At 33.1% G+C, this 19,381-nt stretch carries 21 protein-coding genes; all 21 read right to left on the bottom strand.

What is annotated here, in order from left to right:
* Positions 1-6: 6 nt before the first annotated feature.
* Positions 7-321, bottom strand: coding sequence for a glutaredoxin family protein (locus HMPREF0077_RS00240; RefSeq protein ID WP_004835821.1), 315 nt, complete (start codon positions 319-321; stop codon positions 7-9).
* Positions 322-383: 62 nt separating this feature from the next.
* Positions 384-2,117 (bottom strand): NADH-dependent [FeFe] hydrogenase, group A6, encoded by a 1,734-nt coding sequence (locus HMPREF0077_RS00235; RefSeq protein WP_004835820.1) that lies wholly within the window; start codon positions 2,115-2,117, stop codon positions 384-386.
* Positions 2,118-2,127: 10 nt separating this feature from the next.
* Positions 2,128-3,708, bottom strand: coding sequence for an NADH-ubiquinone oxidoreductase-F iron-sulfur binding region domain-containing protein (locus HMPREF0077_RS00230; protein ID WP_004835819.1), 1,581 nt, complete (start codon positions 3,706-3,708; stop codon positions 2,128-2,130).
* On the bottom strand, positions 3,708-4,199 hold the full coding sequence (locus HMPREF0077_RS00225) for an NADH-quinone oxidoreductase subunit NuoE family protein (protein ID WP_004835817.1): 492 nt from the start codon (positions 4,197-4,199) through the stop codon (positions 3,708-3,710). The genes HMPREF0077_RS00230 and HMPREF0077_RS00225 overlap by 1 nt, the downstream gene beginning before the upstream one ends.
* Before the next feature lie 235 nt (positions 4,200-4,434).
* On the bottom strand, positions 4,435-4,659 hold the full coding sequence (locus HMPREF0077_RS00220) for a hypothetical protein (protein WP_004835816.1): 225 nt from the start codon (positions 4,657-4,659) through the stop codon (positions 4,435-4,437).
* A gap of 87 nt (positions 4,660-4,746) precedes the next feature.
* On the bottom strand, positions 4,747-4,920 hold the full coding sequence (locus tag HMPREF0077_RS10725) for a hypothetical protein (protein ID WP_004835815.1): 174 nt from the start codon (positions 4,918-4,920) through the stop codon (positions 4,747-4,749).
* Positions 4,921-4,985: 65 nt separating this feature from the next.
* Positions 4,986-6,959 (bottom strand): ABC transporter permease, encoded by a 1,974-nt coding sequence (locus tag HMPREF0077_RS00215; RefSeq protein ID WP_004835814.1) that lies wholly within the window; start codon positions 6,957-6,959, stop codon positions 4,986-4,988.
* Complete coding sequence (locus tag HMPREF0077_RS00210) at positions 6,956-7,714, bottom strand: ABC transporter ATP-binding protein (protein WP_004835812.1); 759 nt, start codon at positions 7,712-7,714, stop codon at positions 6,956-6,958. Before HMPREF0077_RS00210 ends, HMPREF0077_RS00215 begins: the two co-directional genes overlap by 4 nt.
* An 86-nt stretch (positions 7,715-7,800) precedes the next feature.
* Positions 7,801-8,601 (bottom strand): sensor histidine kinase, encoded by an 801-nt coding sequence (locus HMPREF0077_RS00205; RefSeq protein ID WP_248596421.1) that lies wholly within the window; start codon positions 8,599-8,601, stop codon positions 7,801-7,803.
* A 101-nt stretch (positions 8,602-8,702) separates the two neighbouring features.
* Complete coding sequence (locus HMPREF0077_RS00200) at positions 8,703-9,380, bottom strand: response regulator transcription factor (protein ID WP_004835810.1); 678 nt, start codon at positions 9,378-9,380, stop codon at positions 8,703-8,705.
* Positions 9,361-9,765 (bottom strand): HIRAN domain-containing protein, encoded by a 405-nt coding sequence (locus HMPREF0077_RS00195; protein WP_004835809.1) that lies wholly within the window; start codon positions 9,763-9,765, stop codon positions 9,361-9,363. Before HMPREF0077_RS00195 ends, HMPREF0077_RS00200 begins: the two co-directional genes overlap by 20 nt.
* Positions 9,758-10,567, bottom strand: coding sequence for a hypothetical protein (locus HMPREF0077_RS00190; RefSeq protein WP_004835808.1), 810 nt, complete (start codon positions 10,565-10,567; stop codon positions 9,758-9,760). The genes HMPREF0077_RS00195 and HMPREF0077_RS00190 overlap by 8 nt, the downstream gene beginning before the upstream one ends.
* 479 nt (positions 10,568-11,046) lie before the next feature.
* Entirely contained in the window at positions 11,047-11,523 is a 477-nt protein-coding gene (locus HMPREF0077_RS00185; RefSeq protein ID WP_040349291.1) for a hotdog domain-containing protein, read from the bottom strand.
* Between the two features lie 21 nt (positions 11,524-11,544).
* The gene (locus HMPREF0077_RS00180; RefSeq protein WP_004835806.1) at positions 11,545-12,279 is read right to left on the bottom strand and encodes an IS1096 element passenger TnpR family protein; all 735 of its coding nucleotides are present in this window, start codon (positions 12,277-12,279) and stop codon (positions 11,545-11,547) included.
* 44 nt (positions 12,280-12,323) lie between these two features.
* Positions 12,324-12,587 carry a hypothetical protein gene (locus tag HMPREF0077_RS00175; RefSeq protein ID WP_004835805.1) on the bottom strand — a complete coding sequence of 88 codons (264 nt, stop codon included), beginning with the start codon at positions 12,585-12,587 and terminating at the stop codon, positions 12,324-12,326.
* A gap of 81 nt (positions 12,588-12,668) precedes the next feature.
* The gene (locus HMPREF0077_RS00170) at positions 12,669-13,544 is read right to left on the bottom strand and encodes an NAD(P)/FAD-dependent oxidoreductase (RefSeq protein WP_004835804.1); all 876 of its coding nucleotides are present in this window, start codon (positions 13,542-13,544) and stop codon (positions 12,669-12,671) included.
* Positions 13,545-13,632: 88 nt separating this feature from the next.
* Positions 13,633-14,727 (bottom strand): acyltransferase family protein, encoded by a 1,095-nt coding sequence (locus HMPREF0077_RS00165; protein ID WP_040349175.1) that lies wholly within the window; start codon positions 14,725-14,727, stop codon positions 13,633-13,635.
* 179 nt (positions 14,728-14,906) lie between these two features.
* Positions 14,907-15,944 (bottom strand): enoyl-CoA hydratase/isomerase family protein, encoded by a 1,038-nt coding sequence (locus tag HMPREF0077_RS00160; RefSeq protein ID WP_004835802.1) that lies wholly within the window; start codon positions 15,942-15,944, stop codon positions 14,907-14,909.
* Between the two features lie 7 nt (positions 15,945-15,951).
* Complete coding sequence (locus tag HMPREF0077_RS00155) at positions 15,952-16,848, bottom strand: NADH:flavin oxidoreductase (protein ID WP_004835801.1); 897 nt, start codon at positions 16,846-16,848, stop codon at positions 15,952-15,954.
* Positions 16,849-17,026: 178 nt separating this feature from the next.
* On the bottom strand, positions 17,027-18,379 hold the full coding sequence (locus HMPREF0077_RS00150) for a citrate synthase (RefSeq protein WP_040349174.1): 1,353 nt from the start codon (positions 18,377-18,379) through the stop codon (positions 17,027-17,029).
* Between the two features lies 1 nt (position 18,380).
* The gene (locus HMPREF0077_RS00145; RefSeq protein ID WP_004835799.1) at positions 18,381-19,379 is read right to left on the bottom strand and encodes an isocitrate/isopropylmalate dehydrogenase family protein; all 999 of its coding nucleotides are present in this window, start codon (positions 19,377-19,379) and stop codon (positions 18,381-18,383) included.
* Positions 19,380-19,381 lie beyond the last annotated feature (2 nt).

The following is a 19,381-nucleotide window of genomic DNA, read 5'->3' as shown; positions in this document are numbered from 1 at the left end:
CTTCTATTAGTTAAGCTTTTCTTCCCTCTTAGCCTTGTTTTCTTTGGCTTTTTCTAAGAAATTTTCTTTAGCATAGGCTATGATATCATCTGATTCGTACATAGCCAGTCCATCAATCACCATACATGGTACTTGGACCTTGCCACCTATTTTTGCTAATTTATCTTGGTTTTCATAGCCAGTTGATGCATCTTCTGTATTATATGAAGGATATTTGATTATATCATTGTCCCTAAAAAAGTTTAAAACCTTTAGGCAATAAGGACAATCTGGTTTAAAATAAAGTTCAAAATCCCATTCTCTTATGATTTCTTTTCTCATAATAATCCTTTCTCTTACAAAACTTACCACTAATTACTTACTCAAAAGCTAGAAATTTATTCTTATAACTTTGGGCGGGCCTTGTAAGAAGTGTGAAGTAAGCTTATAGCCTTATCTGAACCAGGCTCACCCAAGAATTCGTCATATAATTTTTTTATATATGGGTTCTGATAAGACTTTCTTAACTTTTTAGACTCATCTAGTTGGTATAAGGCATTTGATCTTCTTTTAAGGATTGATAGGTCGCCATGGTGGAAAGGTTGACCGCCCCCACCAATACAACCTCCAGGACAAGCCATTACTTCTATAGCATCAAGGTCTATTTCTTTATTTTTAAGCTTTTCCAAAAGTTTTCTAGTATTACCGAGGCCATTTGCAACTGCAATTTTTATTTCTCTTCCATCAATATCAACACTTGCGTATTTGATACCTTCAAGACCTCGAAAATCCCTAAATTCGACTTTCTCTAATTCCTTTCCTGTAAGCATATCATAAGCAGTCCTTACAGTTGCTTCTATTACTCCACCACTTGTGCCGAATATATCACCAGCTCCTGTTGACTCGCCCATTGGATTGTCAAAGGCTTGATCTTCTAGGCTTGCAAAGTCAATTCCTACTTCTTTAATCATTTGGGCAAGTTCTCTTGTCGTTATGACCGTATCTACATCAGAAAATCCTTCATTTTCCAATTCATCTCTTTTAGCTTCGTACTTTTTGGAAATGCAAGGCATAACAGAAACAACTACGATATCTTTAGGATCTATTCCTTCTTTCTTGGCATAGTAAGATTTAGCTATGGCTCCAAACATCTCGTGAGGAGACTTGCAGGATGATGGAATATCAATCATATCTGAAAATTGTTGCTCCATAAAGTTAACCCAAGCAGGACAACATGAAGTAAGAATTGGAAGTCTTCCTTCACCCTTTAGCCTATGAATAAATTCGTTAGCTTCTTCCATTATGGTAAGGTCGGCAGCAAAGTTTGTATCAAATACCTTACTAAAGCCCAAGGTCTTTAGGGCTCTTACAATTTTGCCTTCGACATTTAAGCCTACTTCCATACCAAACATCTCTGCCAAGCTAACCCTCACAGCTGGTGCTACTTGGACTATGACATGCTTATCAGATGCTAAAAGCTTCCAGACTTCTGCCACATTATTCTTTTCAGTAAGGGCCCCTGTTGGACAAACTGATAGGCATTGACCGCAAAAGGTACAAGTTGTTTCAAACATAGACCTATTAAAGCTTGAGCCTACATGGGTATAAAAGCCCCTACCAACTTCTGCCAAAGCCCCTACTGTCTGGACTTCATTGCACATGGTCTCGCATCGTCTGCAAAGAATACACTTGTTAGGATCTCTAATTAAGGAATAAGAATTATCATCAATCGGAAGCTTTCTCATCTCACCCTTGTAGCGAATCTCTCTAATATTTAAGTCATGGGCAAGGTCTTGGAGAGTACAGTTTAAGTTCTTAGCACATTTTAGACAATCAGAAGGATGGTCTGAAAGAAGAAGTTCTACTATAGCCCTTCTAACCTTTATTACTCTTTGACTATCTGTTCTTATATTCATGCCTTCTTTTACAAAAGTTGCACAAGAAGGAACTAAATTGTTTTTATCAAGGTCTTCTACTAGGCACACCCTACAAGAAGCAAGCTTATTTACGAATTTTATATCATGAAGATCCATATGACAAAGGCTTGGGATTTTTATATTTAATTTTTTTGCTGCTTCGAGGATTGTCGTTCCCTTATCAACTTCTACTTCTTTGTTATTTATTCTCAAATTAACCATTTTTCCACTCCTAGCCTAGGCAAATTGCATCTATTGGACAATTTTCTTTGCATTGACCACACTTAATACATTTATCTTGATTTATCTCGTGTTTATTACGAACTTCACCACTTATAGCTTGGGCTGGACAAAGTCTCTTGCACTTGCCACAACCTATGCAAGCTTCTCCTATATCATAATTTAGTAGACTTAGACATCTTTTTGCAGGACAAGTCTTGGTTTTTCCTATATGAGCTTCATACTCATCATAAAAATATTTCATAGTAGAAATTATTGGATTAGGACTTGACTTACCTAGCCCACAAAGTGAAGTTTCGGCAACTATATGGGCCAATTCATCTAATTTATCAAGACTTTCTTGATCTGCCTTACCCTTAGTAAGATCATCTAACATTTCAAATAATCTCTTATTTCCAATTCTACATGGCGTGCACTTGCCACAAGACTCATCAACCGAAAATTCTAGGAAAAATCTTGCAACGTCGACCATACAGTCATCCTCATCCATTACAACCATTCCTCCAGATCCCATTATTGACCCTATAGCCTTTAGGGATTCAAAATCACAGGCCGTATCGAAGAGTCTTTTAGGAATACAACCGCCAGATGGCCCACCAGTTTGGACAGCCTTGGCTTCCTTATCAGCTTGGATACCTTTTCCTATATCATAAACTATAGTATTGATGCTTGTTCCCATAGCTACTTCTACAAGCCCTGCCCTCTTAACCTTACCGGATAGGGCGAAAACTTTTGTTCCTGGAGATTTCTCTGTACCAAAAGTCCTAAACCAGGCTGGACCCTTGTTGATTATTTGACCAATATTAGCTAGGCTTTCTACATTATTAATAACAGTAGGTTTGCCCCATAAGCCCTTAACTGTTGTCCTATACTCCTTATTGCGTGGCATACCACGCTTACCTTCAATAGACTCCATTAGGGCCGTTCCTTCACCACATACGAAGGCACCCGCTCCAAGTCTTAGTTCTATATCAAAAGAAAAATCAGAATCTAAGATATTCTCTCCCAAAAGATTATAGGCTTTGGCGTCTTTTATAGCTTTCTCTAGAGCTTTAACAGCCTTTGGATATTCAGCCCTTACATAAATAAATCCCTTATTAGCTCCAATAGCAAAAGCTCCTATTGCCATAGCTTCAAGGACAGAGTGAGGATCAAGTTCTAAGACTGACCTATCCATAAATGCACCAGGATCTCCTTCATCAGCATTGCAAATTATGTATTTAATAGGGGAATCTTCTCTATATGCTGCTTCCCATTTTCTACCAACAGGAAATCCTGCCCCGCCTCTGCCCCTTAGGCCTGAATCTTTAACTATATCTATAATTTCTCTTTGATCTAATTCGTAGATGGCCTTGTAAAGAGCTTTATATCCATCAAGGCCTATGTAATCTTCTATCGAAGATGGATCAATTATCCCACAATTCTTTAAGACAAGTCGTTTTTGATTTTCATAAAAATCTCCCTTGAGCTTAAAATTGCCCTTATCGTCAATATAAACTTTATTGTAGTCTATTTTTTCCCTTAGATTTGCTAAGGCTTTTTCCTTTAATTTGAATAATTCTTCTTTTTTCATCAACCGACCTTCCTTAGCTTATTGATAATATCGTCAATATCAGAAAGCTCTACATTTTCTCTGAACTCATCTCCGTCAATCATAACTACTGGACTTTTTCCACATTCACCGACACATCTTGCCTCACTCAGAGTGATTTTTCCATCTTGACTAGTATCTCCTACTTCAACTCCTAATTTATCTGATAAGGATTTAAGTATCCTATCTGCCCCATTTACATAGCAGGCAGTGCCTAAGCAAACACAAATCTCATGCTCTCCCTTGGCCTTTAGAGAAAATTGCGAATAAAAAGTTGCAACACCATAAATCTCACTTGATGAAACTCCAAGTTTAAGAGCCATAAGATCTACCACAGGCTCAGGTATGTATGAGAAAAGGTTTTGACACTTTTGTAGGGCTGGCATAACCGCACCCTTTACCCCCTTCATCGTATCTAAATAATTACTAAATTCATCAAATTTATCTTTATCGAGTTTATAACAGAAACTCATATTAACCTCCTTAGCGATTATCTTAATTTCATTTTAGCATATGAACAATTAATTGTCATCATGCTCGGTTATAAATCAAAATTTTGTCAAATATTGTTTTATAGGTAAACGTTTCTAATAATATTTAAACAAATATCATTTAATAGGAATTTCTGTAAAAGAAAAAGAGAAAAGCTATAGCGAATACTATAGTTCCCTCTCAAAATTTTCTTAGATAATATTAGATTAGTGAGTTTTAACTAGCATGAAAATATAAGGCTAGTCCTAAAAAAAACAAAAGAAAACCCAGAATAACATATACTTTCGAAAGCCTTATTGCGTAGTTTTCATCCTTGAGTCCTTTTTTATAATCCTTTTCAAAGCCATTGATCAAATGGTAGCTCTTTTTAAAGTATATCTTATAGGCAAATCCCAATAAAACTAAGCCCGTTATTGATAAAATAATAGAAAATATTTCCATCTATCTTCCCTCCACTAATAATTAACCAAAAATCATTAATAGATTATAAGAATATCCTCTGAACTCTTAAATAATCTATGAGCCTTCCTAGCCAATCATATAGGCTATAGCCAAAATTAACGTTCCTATGCTAATAAAAACACTTGCAATAAGCTCCATCAAATTCTCCAAATTTTTTTCATTTTTATAATTTTCATAGGTCTTTTTAATAGTAAGTATATAGCCAAGTGAAAATAATAAGAATCCAATAGCTCTAAGCATAGGTTTCCTCCCTTTCTAATATTATAACATATTAAAAAGTCGTCTGGAAATTTCCAGACGAGCTTTTATAGACTTACTATCTTGTAGTAGACTCTATTGGTAATTTTAAAAATTATATAGTAGCTTATTATAAATACTCCTATAATCATGAAAAAGTATCTTCCGTATTGCATAAATTGCATTACTCCAAAAAGAGCAAGGAGTTGATAGACTATCTTTGATGCGACTAGGGAGTTAAGTATCGCAAAGGCAAGGGGCACGAAGAAGAGATAGAAGATTTGTGAGGCTTGCGTCTTTTGGATTAATTTATCATCCAGCCCGATTTTTTTCATGATTTGGAATTTCTCCCTATCTTCATATCCTTCGCTTATTTGCTTGTAATAACTTACAAGTATAGTTGAGATAAGAAATATCAGAGCTATAACTGTTCCTAGGAAGACAAAGCCACCATATAATTCATAGGCTTCCTTTAAATATTGGTCTCTATACTCAACATTAAAGCCCTTATTTTTGGCATATGTTTCAAGGTTTTTCCTGTAAGTTTTCTTATCAATACCCTTAATATCCCAATTCGCTGAAAGATTAATCTCAGGACTCTTGTAGGTTTTTTCCTTTGAATTAAAGAGTTTAAGTTCACCTGCCAAATATTGCATTTCTTCTAAGTCCTTTACAACAAGACCATATGTTTCCACCGCAATATTTGATGGAATAAAGTTATCGACAAGCTTTATCTTATAGGTTTTATCTCCTATCTTGATTTTATCCTTCTTTAACATAAACTTTTGATTTCCTGTAAGTAGGACTTCTCCATCATTAAGTTTATAATCTTTGCCAATTCTCTTATTGTAACTATCAAGGTCACAAGCAAGAAGGAAATATGGAGAATGTCTCCCATCGCCTTTAAAGGTAGAAAATTTATTTCCATCTACTTGGGCTATTGTCATAAAACCATAGGATATAAAGTTATTTACTATCTGATTTTTATTTGTAACTGTATTATAAACTTCTTCTTCCAGCTTTTTCTTCTCTATTTCGAGATTATTCTGATTAATTGTTTCATGACTATCTAAGTTATATTCCCTAGGTACTGCATTTGTAGCAGAATATTCAATTCTATTGTAGATAGCAAGGGATGCAGAAATTGTAATAATCACACCTACACTCATAATCGAAATGCTTGCAAGAGAGATAGCATTTGACTTTATCCTATACGAAAGACCAGATATTGCCAAAAATCTCTCTTTTTTATAATAAGACTTCTTTTTCTTTTGATTTTTTAAATAGATTACTGAAAAGGAAGTAAAAAGTAGATAGGTCGCAAGCATTATAATTAGTGCAGCTAGGAAGAATAATCCTAAAGATTTTAATATTCCTTGGGTTTTTATAGCTATATAATAGCCTATGGCCAAACATATGAAGCCTAAAATCATTAATAGATATCTCGATTTTGGCTCTCCTTCTCCACTTTTTTGCCTTGAAAGAAGCTCAACTGGACTTGATGTATATATCTTATAACTTGTGCTTATTATAGAAATTAAGTAAGCGAGAAAAAGTAGGGCTAGAGTTTCTATCATAGCCTTAGATGAAAAAGGGTAATCCATCAGCCTACCACTTACATCTTTCATTAGTTTGTTTAAGGCTAGGAAAGTTACTTTACCAAAAATATAGCCACCAACAAGTCCAAGTATAGCGATTGCCAAAAAGACAAAAAAGCTTTCAATTGTAAGGATTTTTCTTATGTGTTTTTTCTCAAGTCCCAAGATAGCATAAAGAGCAAACTCCTTGTTTCGTCTTTTTGTCAAAAAATTCGTACTATAAATTAAAAATATAAAAGTTAATAGACCAATTATGACAATCCCTATATTTATAATCATGGGAAGACTTGCATGTCTAGTTCTTACATAGCCATTGTTAGCAAGGCTTGCCATGATATTAAAAAGCATAAGCATTATTCCTGAAGAAAGGACAAAGGGAAGATATATTAAGCTATGGGCCTTCAAATTCTTTAGGGCGAATTTATTTGCTATTTTAATATTCATAGTAACTCACCCCTAGCCAACAAAATTTGAGCCTTGTTGATTCTTTCCATAAATACCTGACGACTCTCATCTTCTGCCTTGTAAAGTTCGTGAAAAACTACCCCGTCTTTTATGAAAAGAACTCTTTTAGCGAAAGATGCAGCATTTAGAGAATGAGTAACCATAAGGACAGTTTGACCTAAATCATTTACTCTTGTAAACAAATCAAGAATCATATTAGAGGAAGAAGAGTCAAGAGCACCAGTAGGTTCATCAGCTAAAAGAAGTTCAGGTTTAGTAATGAGGGCTCTAGCAATAGCTATTCTTTGCTTCTGACCTCCAGAAATTTGGTAAGGGTACTTGTCAAGGATTTTCTCAATACCAAGTCTTTCTTTTAGATCATCAAGTCTTTTTATCATAAGATCTTCCTTCTCATCGGAAAGGACAAGGGGTAAATAAATATTATCTTTATTTGAAAATTGATCAAGTAGGTTGAAATCCTGGAAGACAAAACCAAGTTTTTTTCTTCTAAATGATGCTAGTTCATTATCCTTTAGTTTTGTCAAATCTTCTCCATTAAGATAAATATTTCCAGAAGTCGGCCTGTCAAGACTTGCTATGATATTTAAAAGTGTCGTCTTGCCTGCACCTGATTCTCCCATAATTGATATGAATTCACCTTTGTTAACTTCGAGATTTATATCTTTTAGAGCCTCTGTAGTAATATTTTTTGTCTTATATATGCGTTTAATATTTTTTAATTCTAAAATTGGCATAAGTTCCTCCTTTTTTCTTATATCTAAATTATAGGATAAAGAAAAATTTCTAGCATTTATCTAAACTTACAAAGTAGGTCCCTATCTTACATTTTTGTAAGATTGTTTGGAAAGATAAGAGAAAACTCACTACCAACATGAATGGTTGATTCAACTTCAACCCCAATATTTAATATTTTTCCGATTTTTTTAACTAAATATAGACCCAGACCGCTTGATTTCTGATTAACTCTTCCATTAAAACCAGAATATCCCCTATCAAAAATTTTCCTTAGATCTTCCGACCTAATGCCAATTCCAGTATCTATTACCCTTAGCCTATCCATAGAATAAGTTATAGATATAGAACCTTTTTCTGTATATTTCAAGGCGTTTGCTATAATTTGCTCAAGCATTATAGATAGAAGTTTACTATCGCTTATTATCTTTCTATTTATCGGTTCATAGTTAAGGGAAATTTTTTTATTGATGAAGATAATTGAATACTTTTTTAGAATTTCTTTTACTATTTCATCCAAATCAACATAATCTAAATCCATATCAGGGCCTCTATTAGAGATTCTAAGGTAGTTTATTGCCATGTTAGTGTATTGTTCAATAAAAAAAATCTCTTCCTTTAACCTTTTACTATCTTCGTCTGTTTTCTTATTTAAGATAAGCTTTGCAACAGTAATGGGAGTTTTGATTTGATGAGCCCACAAAAGAAAGTATTCCTCTAAGTCTTTCTTATTGCTGATAAAATCAGACCTTAGACTCTTATTTTCAAAAAGTAAGGCTTCATACTTATCTTTAATTATCAATTCTTCCTTATATTTAGAAAAATTAATTAATAAAAGTATGAGAACAAAAAAAGTAATTATTTGCAAAGCTAGAAAATAAAATATCATATCTAGCCCCGCCAAAATAAAAATACAAAGAAAAGTCAGGCTAAATATAGCAAATAATAATAAAACACTGGCTTGGCTTTTTATAAATCTTACAAATCTTTTCATATTTCCTCACTTAGATAATATCCCAAGCCTTTTTTAGTTTTAATCAAATCGGCCTTTCCTAAGTCTTTTAACTTCTTCCTCAACCTATTTATATTAACAGCCAAGGTATTATCATCAATAAAATTCTCACTTTGCCAGCATTTTTCTATTAAACTATCCCTACTTACAATTTCTCCCTGTGCTTGGAACAAACTTTCTAAAATCATAAGCTCCGTCCTGGTCAAGGAAATATCTGTGTTTTTATAAGTGACTGTAGCCTTCAATATATTTAATGAACAAGAGTCATAGAGCAAAATATCAGAAGCAAGCTTATAATCATAACATCTTCTTAGGATAGCTTGAATTTTCGCCCTCGTTACAGCAATATTAATAGGCTTAGTAATATAATCATCTGCACCAAATTGCATGGCCTGTATTATATCCATAGTTTCTGTGTGGGAAGATATGAAAATTATCGGTACTTTTGATACTTTCCTAAGCTCCTGCGTCCAATAAAAACCATTATAAGAAGGAAGAGAAATATCCATCAAAACAAGGTCTGGACATTTATCCATGACCTCATCCTTTACCTTATTAAAATCATCTATTTGACTTGTTTCATAACCCCAGCTTCTAAGCTCATCAGACAAAAGTTTTAGAATATTTTTATCATCCTCAACTATTAGAATCTTCACTCATAATCCTTTCTTCTTCCAAGAAAATCGCTATGTCTATCTTATACCACTTTCCCTTTAGCTCAATTTTGCTAATCTTTGCAAAAAGTTTCTTGCCATGATCCATAAGCCTAGCAAATATCACATTATCCCTTTGTGGTACATAACCAAGCTTGTTGCCTTCAGGATCTATTATTTTTATAGCCTGCAAATCATAAAGATTATCTTCTTCTCTCTGAAAATCAAGCCTAGAGGAAATATCTAGCTTTTCTATAAATTTTTCTATATTATCTATATAGCTTGTTCCTGCTATGTAGCTATCGAATAAGAAAATTTCAATCTTAGATTTTTGCTTCCTAGCTTTTTTTGTATGTTTTATTACTTTCAAGTCTTCTTTTCTAGTCATTTATAGACTCCAAGATTCCCTTAATTTCTTCTTCCATAGTCCTTATGGCTACTTCTAAGGATTCAATTTTTTTCTCAAGGACGGATTTTTTCTTATTAAAAGCTCTCTTATCTTCAAGGTAGATATTTAAGTTAAGGGGGTAATCATCATATAATCCTTCGATTGTTTTATTAATCGCTACAATTCCAGCTTCCAACCTCTTTTTTTCAGCATATAAGAGATCAGGAGTAAATAAAAAATAATCATCTAGATTGATATTATCAAGCATACTAGCAAGACCTGTAAGAAAGGAAAGATGATGGTTGGTGAAGGCTATGGATGCTTTTACATACAAATCCCATTCTTCTTCGCTGATATTAGGATTTACTAAGGGATTTATTTTTTCTATTATTTTTTTGTAGGCTTTATTAAGGTCCATAAAATCTCTCGCTGACAGAGACCTATGATTAATAAAATCATATATATCATTAATTCTTCCAAGTTTTTCAGATAGAAGATTCTCATCCTTTACAAATTTCTTAGAAACTACTTCAGAAATATATTTAAAATCTATGACTTCATCCTTGGCAAGATATTCTTCTATAAGTCTTTTCTCTTCCTTAAGTTTTTTGTAAGTTAGATTAAGATTCATTTCCTTATATTCCATCAGCCCAAAATTGTCATTATATTTAGCTTCAACACTTATAGCCCTGTGGGCAAGCAAATCATCATGGTCGAAGGCAAGCTCCATAAGCCTATCTCGCAAAATCTTAACTTCATCTCTTAACTCATTAACATTTGGAAAGTCTATTATATTTGTCATAATTTTACTCCTGTATTAATATTAGTTTATATTATCAGAGAAATTTTTACAAGAAGCTTATAGACATTAGAAAAATTTATGAACATTTTAAAGTTATGTATTTTATAGGAAAATTTCCCCAGATATCCACAATGTCTACTAAGCTTATAGTATGGCTCTAAAAAATAAATCGACCCTTATTATTTAAAGTCAAAGGAAATCTCAAAAAGCCTAAGGCAATCAGTTAGCCTATTTCAAGGATAGGTAAAATCTCCAGAATACTTTAAATGTAGGGACGATTTTTAAAGCATAATTTTATTTTTTATTTTTAATTCCAGCAACTTTTTGTAATAAATTTCATATTTAGTTGCAAAATCTCTGATTAATAGATTGCTATTTCCTAGTAGTTATTATCTTTAAAATACTTTTGTATTTATAAAATCCTCATCATTAAAATTATAGGGCCGACCCTTGGGGCTAGGTCAAGCTTAGTTAAAGTTTTACATATTATCTTTGATAGCGACTGCTACCATCCTAGCTTTTGCTCTTAGCTCATCTTTGGCAAACATTTGCATTTCAACTATAACTTTTCTCTCTCCTATTTCACTTGCCTTAGCAACCACCTTTACCACTTCTCCCATTGGAGTAGGTTTTTTGAAGTCTATTTCTAGTCTTGCTGTAATAAATCTTCCGATTACTGTATCAGCTGTTAGCTCAAGGCCCTTATCCTTGTGTTTAAAATATGCTGCAGCAGCTGTTCCATGGCAATCAAATATCATAGCTATCATGCCACCGAATAAGTTTTGTGGAACACCACCAGTATAGGCCTTATCAGGTACGATTTCTACAATTACTTCACTTCCGTCTTCATTTGGGTAGGATTTTAGATGTAGGCCATTTTCATTTTTAGCCCCACAGCCCCAACAATGTTGAAATCTTTCCCCATAAGTATCTTGGATTGCAATTTTTTTATTCATCATATATTTTCCTTTCTTATATTAAAATATGGACCTAAGCTCTTGATTAATTTCCCCTGGGAAAAATTCTTTGAATTCATCTGATGTATCATATAAATCCTTTAGATAATAGCTTCCACCTATATCATCAATTATTCCAATACACCTTCCCCTAAGAACCCTTGGTATGAGGCTTAGATCATCTAGATTATCACTTATTTTTTCTACTTTAATCTTAAAAGTCCAATCAGCTCCATAATCATATTTAAAATACATTTCATAAGCAATATCTAAATTTAAGCTCTTAAGCTTATCAAGAGGATTGTTCTTTTTCCTAATTTTGTTTTTGCCTTCCTTTTGTAGTTTGTAATTCATAAAATCAATAACCCCAGTTTGATAATTTTTAAAATTCATTCTAGGATCATAACCATCATCATAATCATCATTGAATTCATCGACATATCCAACTTCTTCTGGAGTAATTGCTTCATAGTTAAACTTTGATTTAAAAAAATTACCCCTATAAATTTGCTTAAAGGAGTCAATTCCAGTAGGAAGCCTCTTAAGCAATTTTCCTCTTTCATCGGTATTTTCTTTTATGAAGTCATTTAACTTTGTAGGTATTTCTAAGTGGTAAATATGGCTTACATCTGTATTAAAAATTATAAGCATGGTATCCATCAAATCTTCAATGGAATTATCCTCACTTATTTCAAATCTCCTCCATACTCTTGGTTTAAAATCTAAAAGTTCTGCTAGAAGAGTAAGTTTTCTCATTATATCTCCTTAATTTTCAAAATGAATTATATGTATCTGTAATTTTACACTAAATTGTAACCTATAAACATCACTATAGGAAACGCTAATATTAATAAAATATTAGCTAGGCCATAGACTATCGATTTTTCTCTTATAGCAAATAATACGCCTCCTATACCTAGGATTGGACAAATTATCAAAGTCGACATTCCTAAGGGTCTTAGATTTGTGTAGGCTTCGAATGTATTCGTCGGTATAAAATATGATATTATTAAAACGAATAGACCAAGCATAAATATAAGCATACTTATCTTATTTCTTTTCATAATAACTCCTTTTTTTCTTTATACCCCAATTTTAGACAAAAAAAATAGGAGTTATCAATAAATGATAATTCCTAACTTAATTTATTTACTAGCTGAAATTCCTGCCAGACAACCATCATTAACAGCTGTTGCAACTTGCCTTACTGCCTTGACTCTAACATCTCCTGCAAAATATAAGCCTTCGATATCACTTACAACTTCTGAATCAATAAAACCTAACTTATCTTTAGGAAGATCTAAATCTATAAAGCTTGTGTTTGGATTTTGACCAATCATTGCAAATATCTCTATTCCAGCCTTATCTTTAATTACTTCTCCATTAGCTAGCTCTACTTCTTCAATAAGGTCATTTTCTTTTCCTATCCTTACTAATTCTTCTGAAGTATGGACATTAATCTTTGAATTGCTTTCTATTGCTTTTTTAAATTCATTGATACACATAAGCTTATCTTGATTTTGAACCATATGCACTTCTTTAGCAAATTTAGCTAAATAGAGAGCTTCCTTAGCTGCTCCATCAGAACCACCATTTACTACAACAGTTTTTCCATGAACTTTTTCTTCATAGCCCCTTGCCCAATGGGAGATTTCATAACCCTTTGTGTCAACCGCTAGTTCTTTTGGACTAGAACCAGAAGCAACTATCACTTTTTTAGCCTCATATTCTGCCTTGTTTGTCTTTACGAGAAAATGATCATCCTTCTTAACTAATTTTATTACTTCTTCGTATTTTAAATCAAGTCCATAAGCTTTAATTTGATTTTCAAGTCTTTTCCTGAAGCTTTCTCCATCTTCATCTACAACAACTGATGTGTAGTGACTTACCTTGGAGACTTTTCCAATTAATCCGCCTACCTTTTCTTTTTCAAAAATTGTTAAGTCGCATCCCCTTGATTGCGCATATAATGCTGCGGATACACCGCTAGGGCCAGCTCCTATTATGATTAAATCTTTCATAATTTCCTCCTAATAAGATTATCTTTACAATAGTGTTATAGCACTTTATAAAATTATTGTCAATAGATACCTATTAATTTACTAGGAATTATATCCTTATAATCTTTTTTAACCTTTCTACAAGACTTGCCAAGATAAGTGCAGTTAAGGCAGAAGACATTACAATAAGTGGCATATAGACCATAGAAGCTTTAACTGGGCCTATATATTTGTTGACATAGGCATATATATATTTATCACTTGCTGCTGATAAGAGGTAAGCTGAGAAAGTCAGCGATGAAAAGTAGGATAAAAATTTAGCCAAAGTATTGTTTTTCTTGTTGGACATACTTGAATTTATTAAGATAAAAAACAAAGTAGAACTTAGGGTATTTTCTAAACTACCCCAGCTATTCCAGGCTTGTGATTGAAAATTTCCACCCTTTGACCTTAAAACATTATAACAACTATTGACTAATAAGACCAAAATTAGATATAATAAAATCTTTTTTGCCTTGATTTTATTAAAATCAAGGTATTTTCTCATATAAGCTCCTATATAATAGTAAGTTATGGGAAATAGATTTATCCACCAATCTGGCACGATGTGGCTTAAAGACTTGCTTGAGTTTAGGGTCTTGATACTTGATAAATCATATACATTAAAAACACTAGGAAGAATCGTTAATGCTAAGAATATAGCGAGAAGAATCATATGAACCCTCTTATCGCAAATTTCATGCCATATTAGATTTAGGAAAGGAGATAAGAAAAACAAGCCCAAATACATATTCACATACCATGCATAGTGCTTAAAGGCCAAAATATCCATGAGTATATTTTTTAAACTCAACTTCTCAAAGTCCTTCACACTTAATATCACAACAACAAAAACCATACTCAAGGCATAACTTATGAGGATGCCTATAATTTTTGTATAATATTTTTTTAGACTCGTAAAATCCATACTTATTTCCTTAGAAGAAACAAGATAACCTGTTAGCAACAAAAATAAAGGGACGCATATCATAAAACTCGTCCTTAAAAAAACTAAAAGATACATCCTGTATCCTACTATTGGATTTTTGTAAAAGTCGGTATTCAAAAAGAAATGAACGCCTACAACAGAAAAAAATGCCAGGATTCTCGTTATATCAAGGCCAAGATTTCTTCCTGATTTTTCATTTTTTATTTTTTCATCCATATAAACTCCTAGTGGGAAAAGAATCCCATTTATTGATAAATCTCTTGTTATGTTAAAATCTATCAAAATAAAAATCGCCCCAAAATTCATAGGCTTGTCACAAAAATTTCTAAAGCACAATTTTTCTTAATATTAATGAACAGACGATTTTATTTTTGATAGAATATTTAGGATCATCTCTATATTTGAAGGAGGTCTTTGATTTTTCCCATGTCTACATCCTTAATATTTTCATTCCTCCAACTTGGCATTTTATCCTTATCAACCATGACAGCCCTTATACCTTCTTTCATATATCCTTCATCTACAGAATAATTTAGGATTTTATAATCTAAGTCTATAGTTTCTTCATAGCTTAAATTCTTACAAAGAAAATATTTTTCAAATTGTAAGTAAAGCATAAAGCCAGGCCTTTGCTTGAAATCATTGTAAATTTCCCTGGCAAAATCATCATCTTTATTAGCTTCTATGGACTTATATATTTCCCAAGGACTGGATAATGAAAAATATTTATTGATATCTTCTCTTATATGGTCTATTTTGGAAACCTCGGCCTTATCTTCAATGCTTTTTAGATAGCTTTTGTATTTATCGACCAATTCCTTAGCCTCATAGTCCTTAGTTAAGGCTATTAATTTATCCAAGGCCTTTTTGTAATCGAAAGATGAAATTTTAAAATCACATAGCTTATTTGCTATCAAATCACTTGCACCTAAGCTTTTTCCACATAGACCCAAGTATTGGCCTAAAGCTTGGGGAAGGGTCGATAGAAACTTACAAACTCCAACATCAGGAACAAAACCAAGCCTAGTTTCTGGCATAGCCCAATTTGTAGTTTCATCTGTTATAATTATATCTGAATTGATACTAAGGCCTATACCACCACCCATCACTATTCCATACCAGTGGCTTATCACAGGCTTTTTATAAGTTGCTATATACTTATCAAGTTCAAATTCTTCTCTAAAGAACACACTCTTGTCTTTTTGGGAAGGCTTTAAGAGATAATCATTATAGACTTCTTTCAAATCTCCTCCAGAACAAAAGCCTTTCTCGCTAGTTGAATCAAAAAGAATTGCCCTAATTTCTTCATTCTCTTCCCATTTTTCTAGTATTTTTCTAATATCCCTAATCATAGCTAGAGTTAGGGCGTTTATTTTTTGAGGTCTATCTAAATATATTATTCCTAGTTTTTCTTTTATTTTTTCTTTAATCATATAAAGCCTATTCTAAAGTAAAATCCTTATTTAACGAAGCTCTTCCTATTCCTACCATATGACAAGCCCCCTCACTTATTGATTCCTCTGCCTCTTTCTTATTCTTTATTCCACCAGTCATCAATACCTTAACTTTTGTATTTTCTTTAATAGCCTTAGATTCTTTTGTAAAATAACCAATGTCATTATCAGAATGTTTCATAAAGCCGTTGATGCCACCTGATATATCTATAAAATCTATATATTCTTCCATGACTTTAACAGCCTTGATGGCATCATCTATTGTATTGCCGCCTTCTTCGTAATCACACGCCCCAAGTCTTACCATTATAGGAAAATCTCCTAAGGCTATTCTCATTTTCTTTAAAATTTCAAGTAGCACTCTGAGTCTATTTTCTAAACTTCCGCCGTATTCGTCATCTCTCTTATTTACTAGGGGAGAATAGAATTGATTTAAAAGATAACCGTGGGCACAGTGAATTTCAAGACCATCAAAGCCCATATCTTCAACTCTTTTACCAGCTTCTATGAACTTATCTTCTATATCCTTTATTTGATCTACTGACAATTCGCTTACACCATCTTCCTTGGTTGGTCCAAATTTTTCACCATCAAGTCTTGTAAGTCTTCCACAATGAGAAATCTGCATAAAGGCCTTGGCTTCTTCTTTGTGGATTACATCTTTTATCTTAATAAGATTTTCCCTATCGTAATTTTCATCAATAGCCATCTGCTTAGGGCTTGCCTTTCCTTTTATATCAACATAGGCGTGCTCTAATATAATAAGGCCAAAGCCTAACTTAGCCATGGATTCATAATAGTCAATAAGAGCGTCTGTTATTTTTCCATCTATTGAAGACTCCCTCGCCATTGGAGGAAGATAAATATTATTTTTAAATTCCATATAACCTTCTTTCTTTTTACTACCTTATAGCTTTACCCAAAATAAGAAAAATCAAGCAAATGATTAAATCCTAGCTTGATTTTCTCTTAGATTTTTTCAGTCTTACTTATATATAATTATATCTCTCATTTTACAAACTTATTTAAACATATTATTTTCTCAAATCTTTAATTTAAGTTTATTTTCTCAAATTTAAAGGAATGTAGTCTTTTACTTGATTTAGAGATTTATAGGCTGGTCTAATAATCTTTGAATCTTCTATTTGCTCAAGCCTATGGGCTGACCAGCCGACAGTCCTTGCAATAGCAAACATAGGAAGGTAAAGCTCCTCCGGTATATCGAGCATATCATAGACAAAGCCCGAATATAAATCGACATTAGCACATGGCGGATAGGCTCTATTTTGCCTTTGCATAATTAATTTTTGCCCTAGTTTTTCTACATTTTCTATAAAGATAAAATCTTTATCTCTTTTCTTTATTTTAGAAAGTTCTTTGGCTTTTTCTTTTAATAAAACCGCCCTAGGATCGGATAAGGTATAGACAGCATGGCCTAGACCATAAATTAATCCTTTTTTGTCAAAAGCTTTTCTATCTAGGATTTTTTCTAAATAACTTTCTACTTCTTCCAAATTCTCTATATCACAAACATTATTCCTTATATCCTTTAGCATCTTGCTAACTTTAAGATTTGCTCCACCATGTCTAGGTCCCTTCAAGGAAGCAAGACCTGCTGCCATGGCTGAGTAGGTATCTGTTCCAGATGAAGATACAACATGGGTTGCGAAGGCCGAGTTATTTCCTCCACCATGCTCAGCGTGAATTATTAGCATTAAGTCGAGTATTTCTGCCTCTTCCTTGCTATATTCTTGGTTAGTCCTAAGCATGGATAAGATATTTTCAGCTATTGTTTCATCTTCCTTAGGATTATGAATAATGAGGGACTTCTTATCAAAATTGTGGATTTTTACCTGATAGGAATAAATGGCAAGTTGAGAAATCTTGGATATCAAGGATAGGGACTGGCTAAGGACATTTCTAGCATCATTAGCATCTGGGTTTGGGTCATAAGTGTAGAGGGCAAGCAAAGACCTCATCATCTTATTCATAATATCAGGTCCAGGAACTTTCAAGATTATATCTTCAAAAAAATGTTCAGGAAGTTTTCTCTCCTCAACAAGTATATTCTTAAAGGAAGCTAGTTCTTCAATATTTGCTAGTCTATTAAATAAGAGTAGATAAATAACTTCCTCGAAACCAAGTCTTTTGTCACTTTCTATATCTTTTACAAGATTAGTTAGGGGATAACCCCTATAGAAAAGTTCACCCTCAAATGGGATTTTTTCTTCATTTTCTATTTTATAGCCACATACATCTCCAACCTTGGTTATACCTACAAGAACGCCTGTTCCATTCTTATTCCTTAGTCCTCTTTTGATGCGGTAATTTTCGTACGTCTCTTTGTCAATCTTGTTATTTTTAGCAATTTCATTTGCATAATAACAAAGTTTTTCTTCTTGAGCCTTATTCATTTCAATCACCTAAATTATTTATGATTGCCTCAGTAATGCCACTTGTTGTATTTGAGCCACCAAGGTCTTTTGTGTAGTTTTCTTTATCCTTTAGGGTTTCATATATGGCTTTTCTCAACTTATCTGCCTTGTCATTTTCTTTGATATCATCTAGAAGGAGGGCGAAAGTTAAAAGAAGAGCTATAGGATTTGCTAAGTTTTTGCCTGCTATATCAGGAGCTGAACCATGAATTGATTCATAGATTGCTATATCTTCTCCCTTGTTTACTCCAGGCATTAGCCCAAGTCCTCCGACAAGACCTGCTCCAAGGTCTGATAGAATATCTCCATACAAGTTTTCTGTAACTAGTACATCGAACTTTTGAGGATTTATTACCATTTGCATGGCGGTATTATCTACAAGAAGTTCTTCAAATTCTATATCTGGAAATTCTTTCGCAATTTTTCTTCCCATGTCAAGGAAAAGACCATCGGTTAATTTCATTATATTGGCCTTGGTGATTATGCTAACTTTCTTACGCTTATTTTCTCTTGCGTAGTTGAAGGCACTTCTAATAATTCTTTCGGATTTTTCCCTTGTGATGATTTTTATAGAATGAGCTTCATCTTCTGATATCATCTCCTCAACGCCAGCATAGAGGTCTTCAGTATTTTCCCTAAAAATCACCATATCAACTCCATCAAACTTCAAGTCAAGTGGACCAGGAGCCTTGATTGGTCTAATATTGGCATAAAGATCAAATCTTTTTCTAAGTTCCACATTGATTGACCTAAAACCATGACCTATTGGGGTTGTTATAGGGCCCTTGATGGCGATTTTATTTTTCTTTATCGAATCAAATAACCTTTGAGGTATGTATTCTCCTTCTGCTTCAAAAACAGAAAGACCTGCATTTATTTCTTCAAAATCTATATCTAACTTTAGGGCAGAGACAACCTTTTTCATTGACTCAGTTATTTCTGGGCCTATTCCATCACCCTTTATTAATGTAATTTTCATAT

Origin of the sequence: Anaerococcus tetradius ATCC 35098, assembly GCF_000159095.1 — a bacterium.
Classification (GTDB): Bacteria; Bacillota; Clostridia; order Tissierellales; family Peptoniphilaceae; genus Anaerococcus; species Anaerococcus tetradius.
The sequence above is the reverse complement of the archived record's forward strand: the minus strand, read 5'-3'. Positions and strand labels throughout refer to the sequence as shown.

What these genes read in the sequence shown, in the direction of transcription:
- HMPREF0077_RS00210 (WP_004835812.1), bottom strand. Translation starts at nt 7,714, where the DNA reads ATGCCAATTTTAGAATTAAAAAATATTAAACGCATATATAAGACAAAA.
- HMPREF0077_RS00195 (WP_004835809.1), bottom strand. Translation starts at nt 9,765, where the DNA reads ATGACTAGAAAAGAAGACTTGAAAGTAATAAAACATACAAAAAAAGCT.
- HMPREF0077_RS00180 (WP_004835806.1), bottom strand. Translation starts at nt 12,279, where the DNA reads ATGAGAAAACTTACTCTTCTAGCAGAACTTTTAGATTTTAAACCAAGA.
- HMPREF0077_RS00205 (WP_248596421.1), bottom strand. Translation starts at nt 8,601, where the DNA reads ATGATATTTTATTTTCTAGCTTTGCAAATAATTACTTTTTTTGTTCTC.
- HMPREF0077_RS00240 (WP_004835821.1), bottom strand. Translation starts at nt 321, where the DNA reads ATGAGAAAAGAAATCATAAGAGAATGGGATTTTGAACTTTATTTTAAA.
- HMPREF0077_RS00185 (WP_040349291.1), bottom strand. Translation starts at nt 11,523, where the DNA reads ATGAATAAAAAAATTGCAATCCAAGATACTTATGGGGAAAGATTTCAA.
- HMPREF0077_RS00235 (WP_004835820.1), bottom strand. Translation starts at nt 2,117, where the DNA reads ATGGTTAATTTGAGAATAAATAACAAAGAAGTAGAAGTTGATAAGGGA.
- HMPREF0077_RS00175 (WP_004835805.1), bottom strand. Translation starts at nt 12,587, where the DNA reads ATGAAAAGAAATAAGATAAGTATGCTTATATTTATGCTTGGTCTATTC.
- HMPREF0077_RS00160 (WP_004835802.1), bottom strand. Translation starts at nt 15,944, where the DNA reads ATGATTAAAGAAAAAATAAAAGAAAAACTAGGAATAATATATTTAGAT.
- HMPREF0077_RS00215 (WP_004835814.1), bottom strand. Translation starts at nt 6,959, where the DNA reads ATGAATATTAAAATAGCAAATAAATTCGCCCTAAAGAATTTGAAGGCC.
- HMPREF0077_RS00170 (WP_004835804.1), bottom strand. Translation starts at nt 13,544, where the DNA reads ATGAAAGATTTAATCATAATAGGAGCTGGCCCTAGCGGTGTATCCGCA.
- HMPREF0077_RS00190 (WP_004835808.1), bottom strand. Translation starts at nt 10,567, where the DNA reads ATGACAAATATAATAGACTTTCCAAATGTTAATGAGTTAAGAGATGAA.
- HMPREF0077_RS00145 (WP_004835799.1), bottom strand. Translation starts at nt 19,379, where the DNA reads ATGAAAATTACATTAATAAAGGGTGATGGAATAGGCCCAGAAATAACT.
- HMPREF0077_RS00155 (WP_004835801.1), bottom strand. Translation starts at nt 16,848, where the DNA reads ATGGAATTTAAAAATAATATTTATCTTCCTCCAATGGCGAGGGAGTCT.
- HMPREF0077_RS00220 (WP_004835816.1), bottom strand. Translation starts at nt 4,659, where the DNA reads ATGGAAATATTTTCTATTATTTTATCAATAACGGGCTTAGTTTTATTG.
- HMPREF0077_RS00230 (WP_004835819.1), bottom strand. Translation starts at nt 3,708, where the DNA reads ATGAAAAAAGAAGAATTATTCAAATTAAAGGAAAAAGCCTTAGCAAAT.
- HMPREF0077_RS10725 (WP_004835815.1), bottom strand. Translation starts at nt 4,920, where the DNA reads ATGCTTAGAGCTATTGGATTCTTATTATTTTCACTTGGCTATATACTT.
- HMPREF0077_RS00225 (WP_004835817.1), bottom strand. Translation starts at nt 4,199, where the DNA reads ATGAGTTTCTGTTATAAACTCGATAAAGATAAATTTGATGAATTTAGT.
- HMPREF0077_RS00165 (WP_040349175.1), bottom strand. Translation starts at nt 14,727, where the DNA reads ATGGATGAAAAAATAAAAAATGAAAAATCAGGAAGAAATCTTGGCCTT.
- HMPREF0077_RS00150 (WP_040349174.1), bottom strand. Translation starts at nt 18,379, where the DNA reads ATGAATAAGGCTCAAGAAGAAAAACTTTGTTATTATGCAAATGAAATT.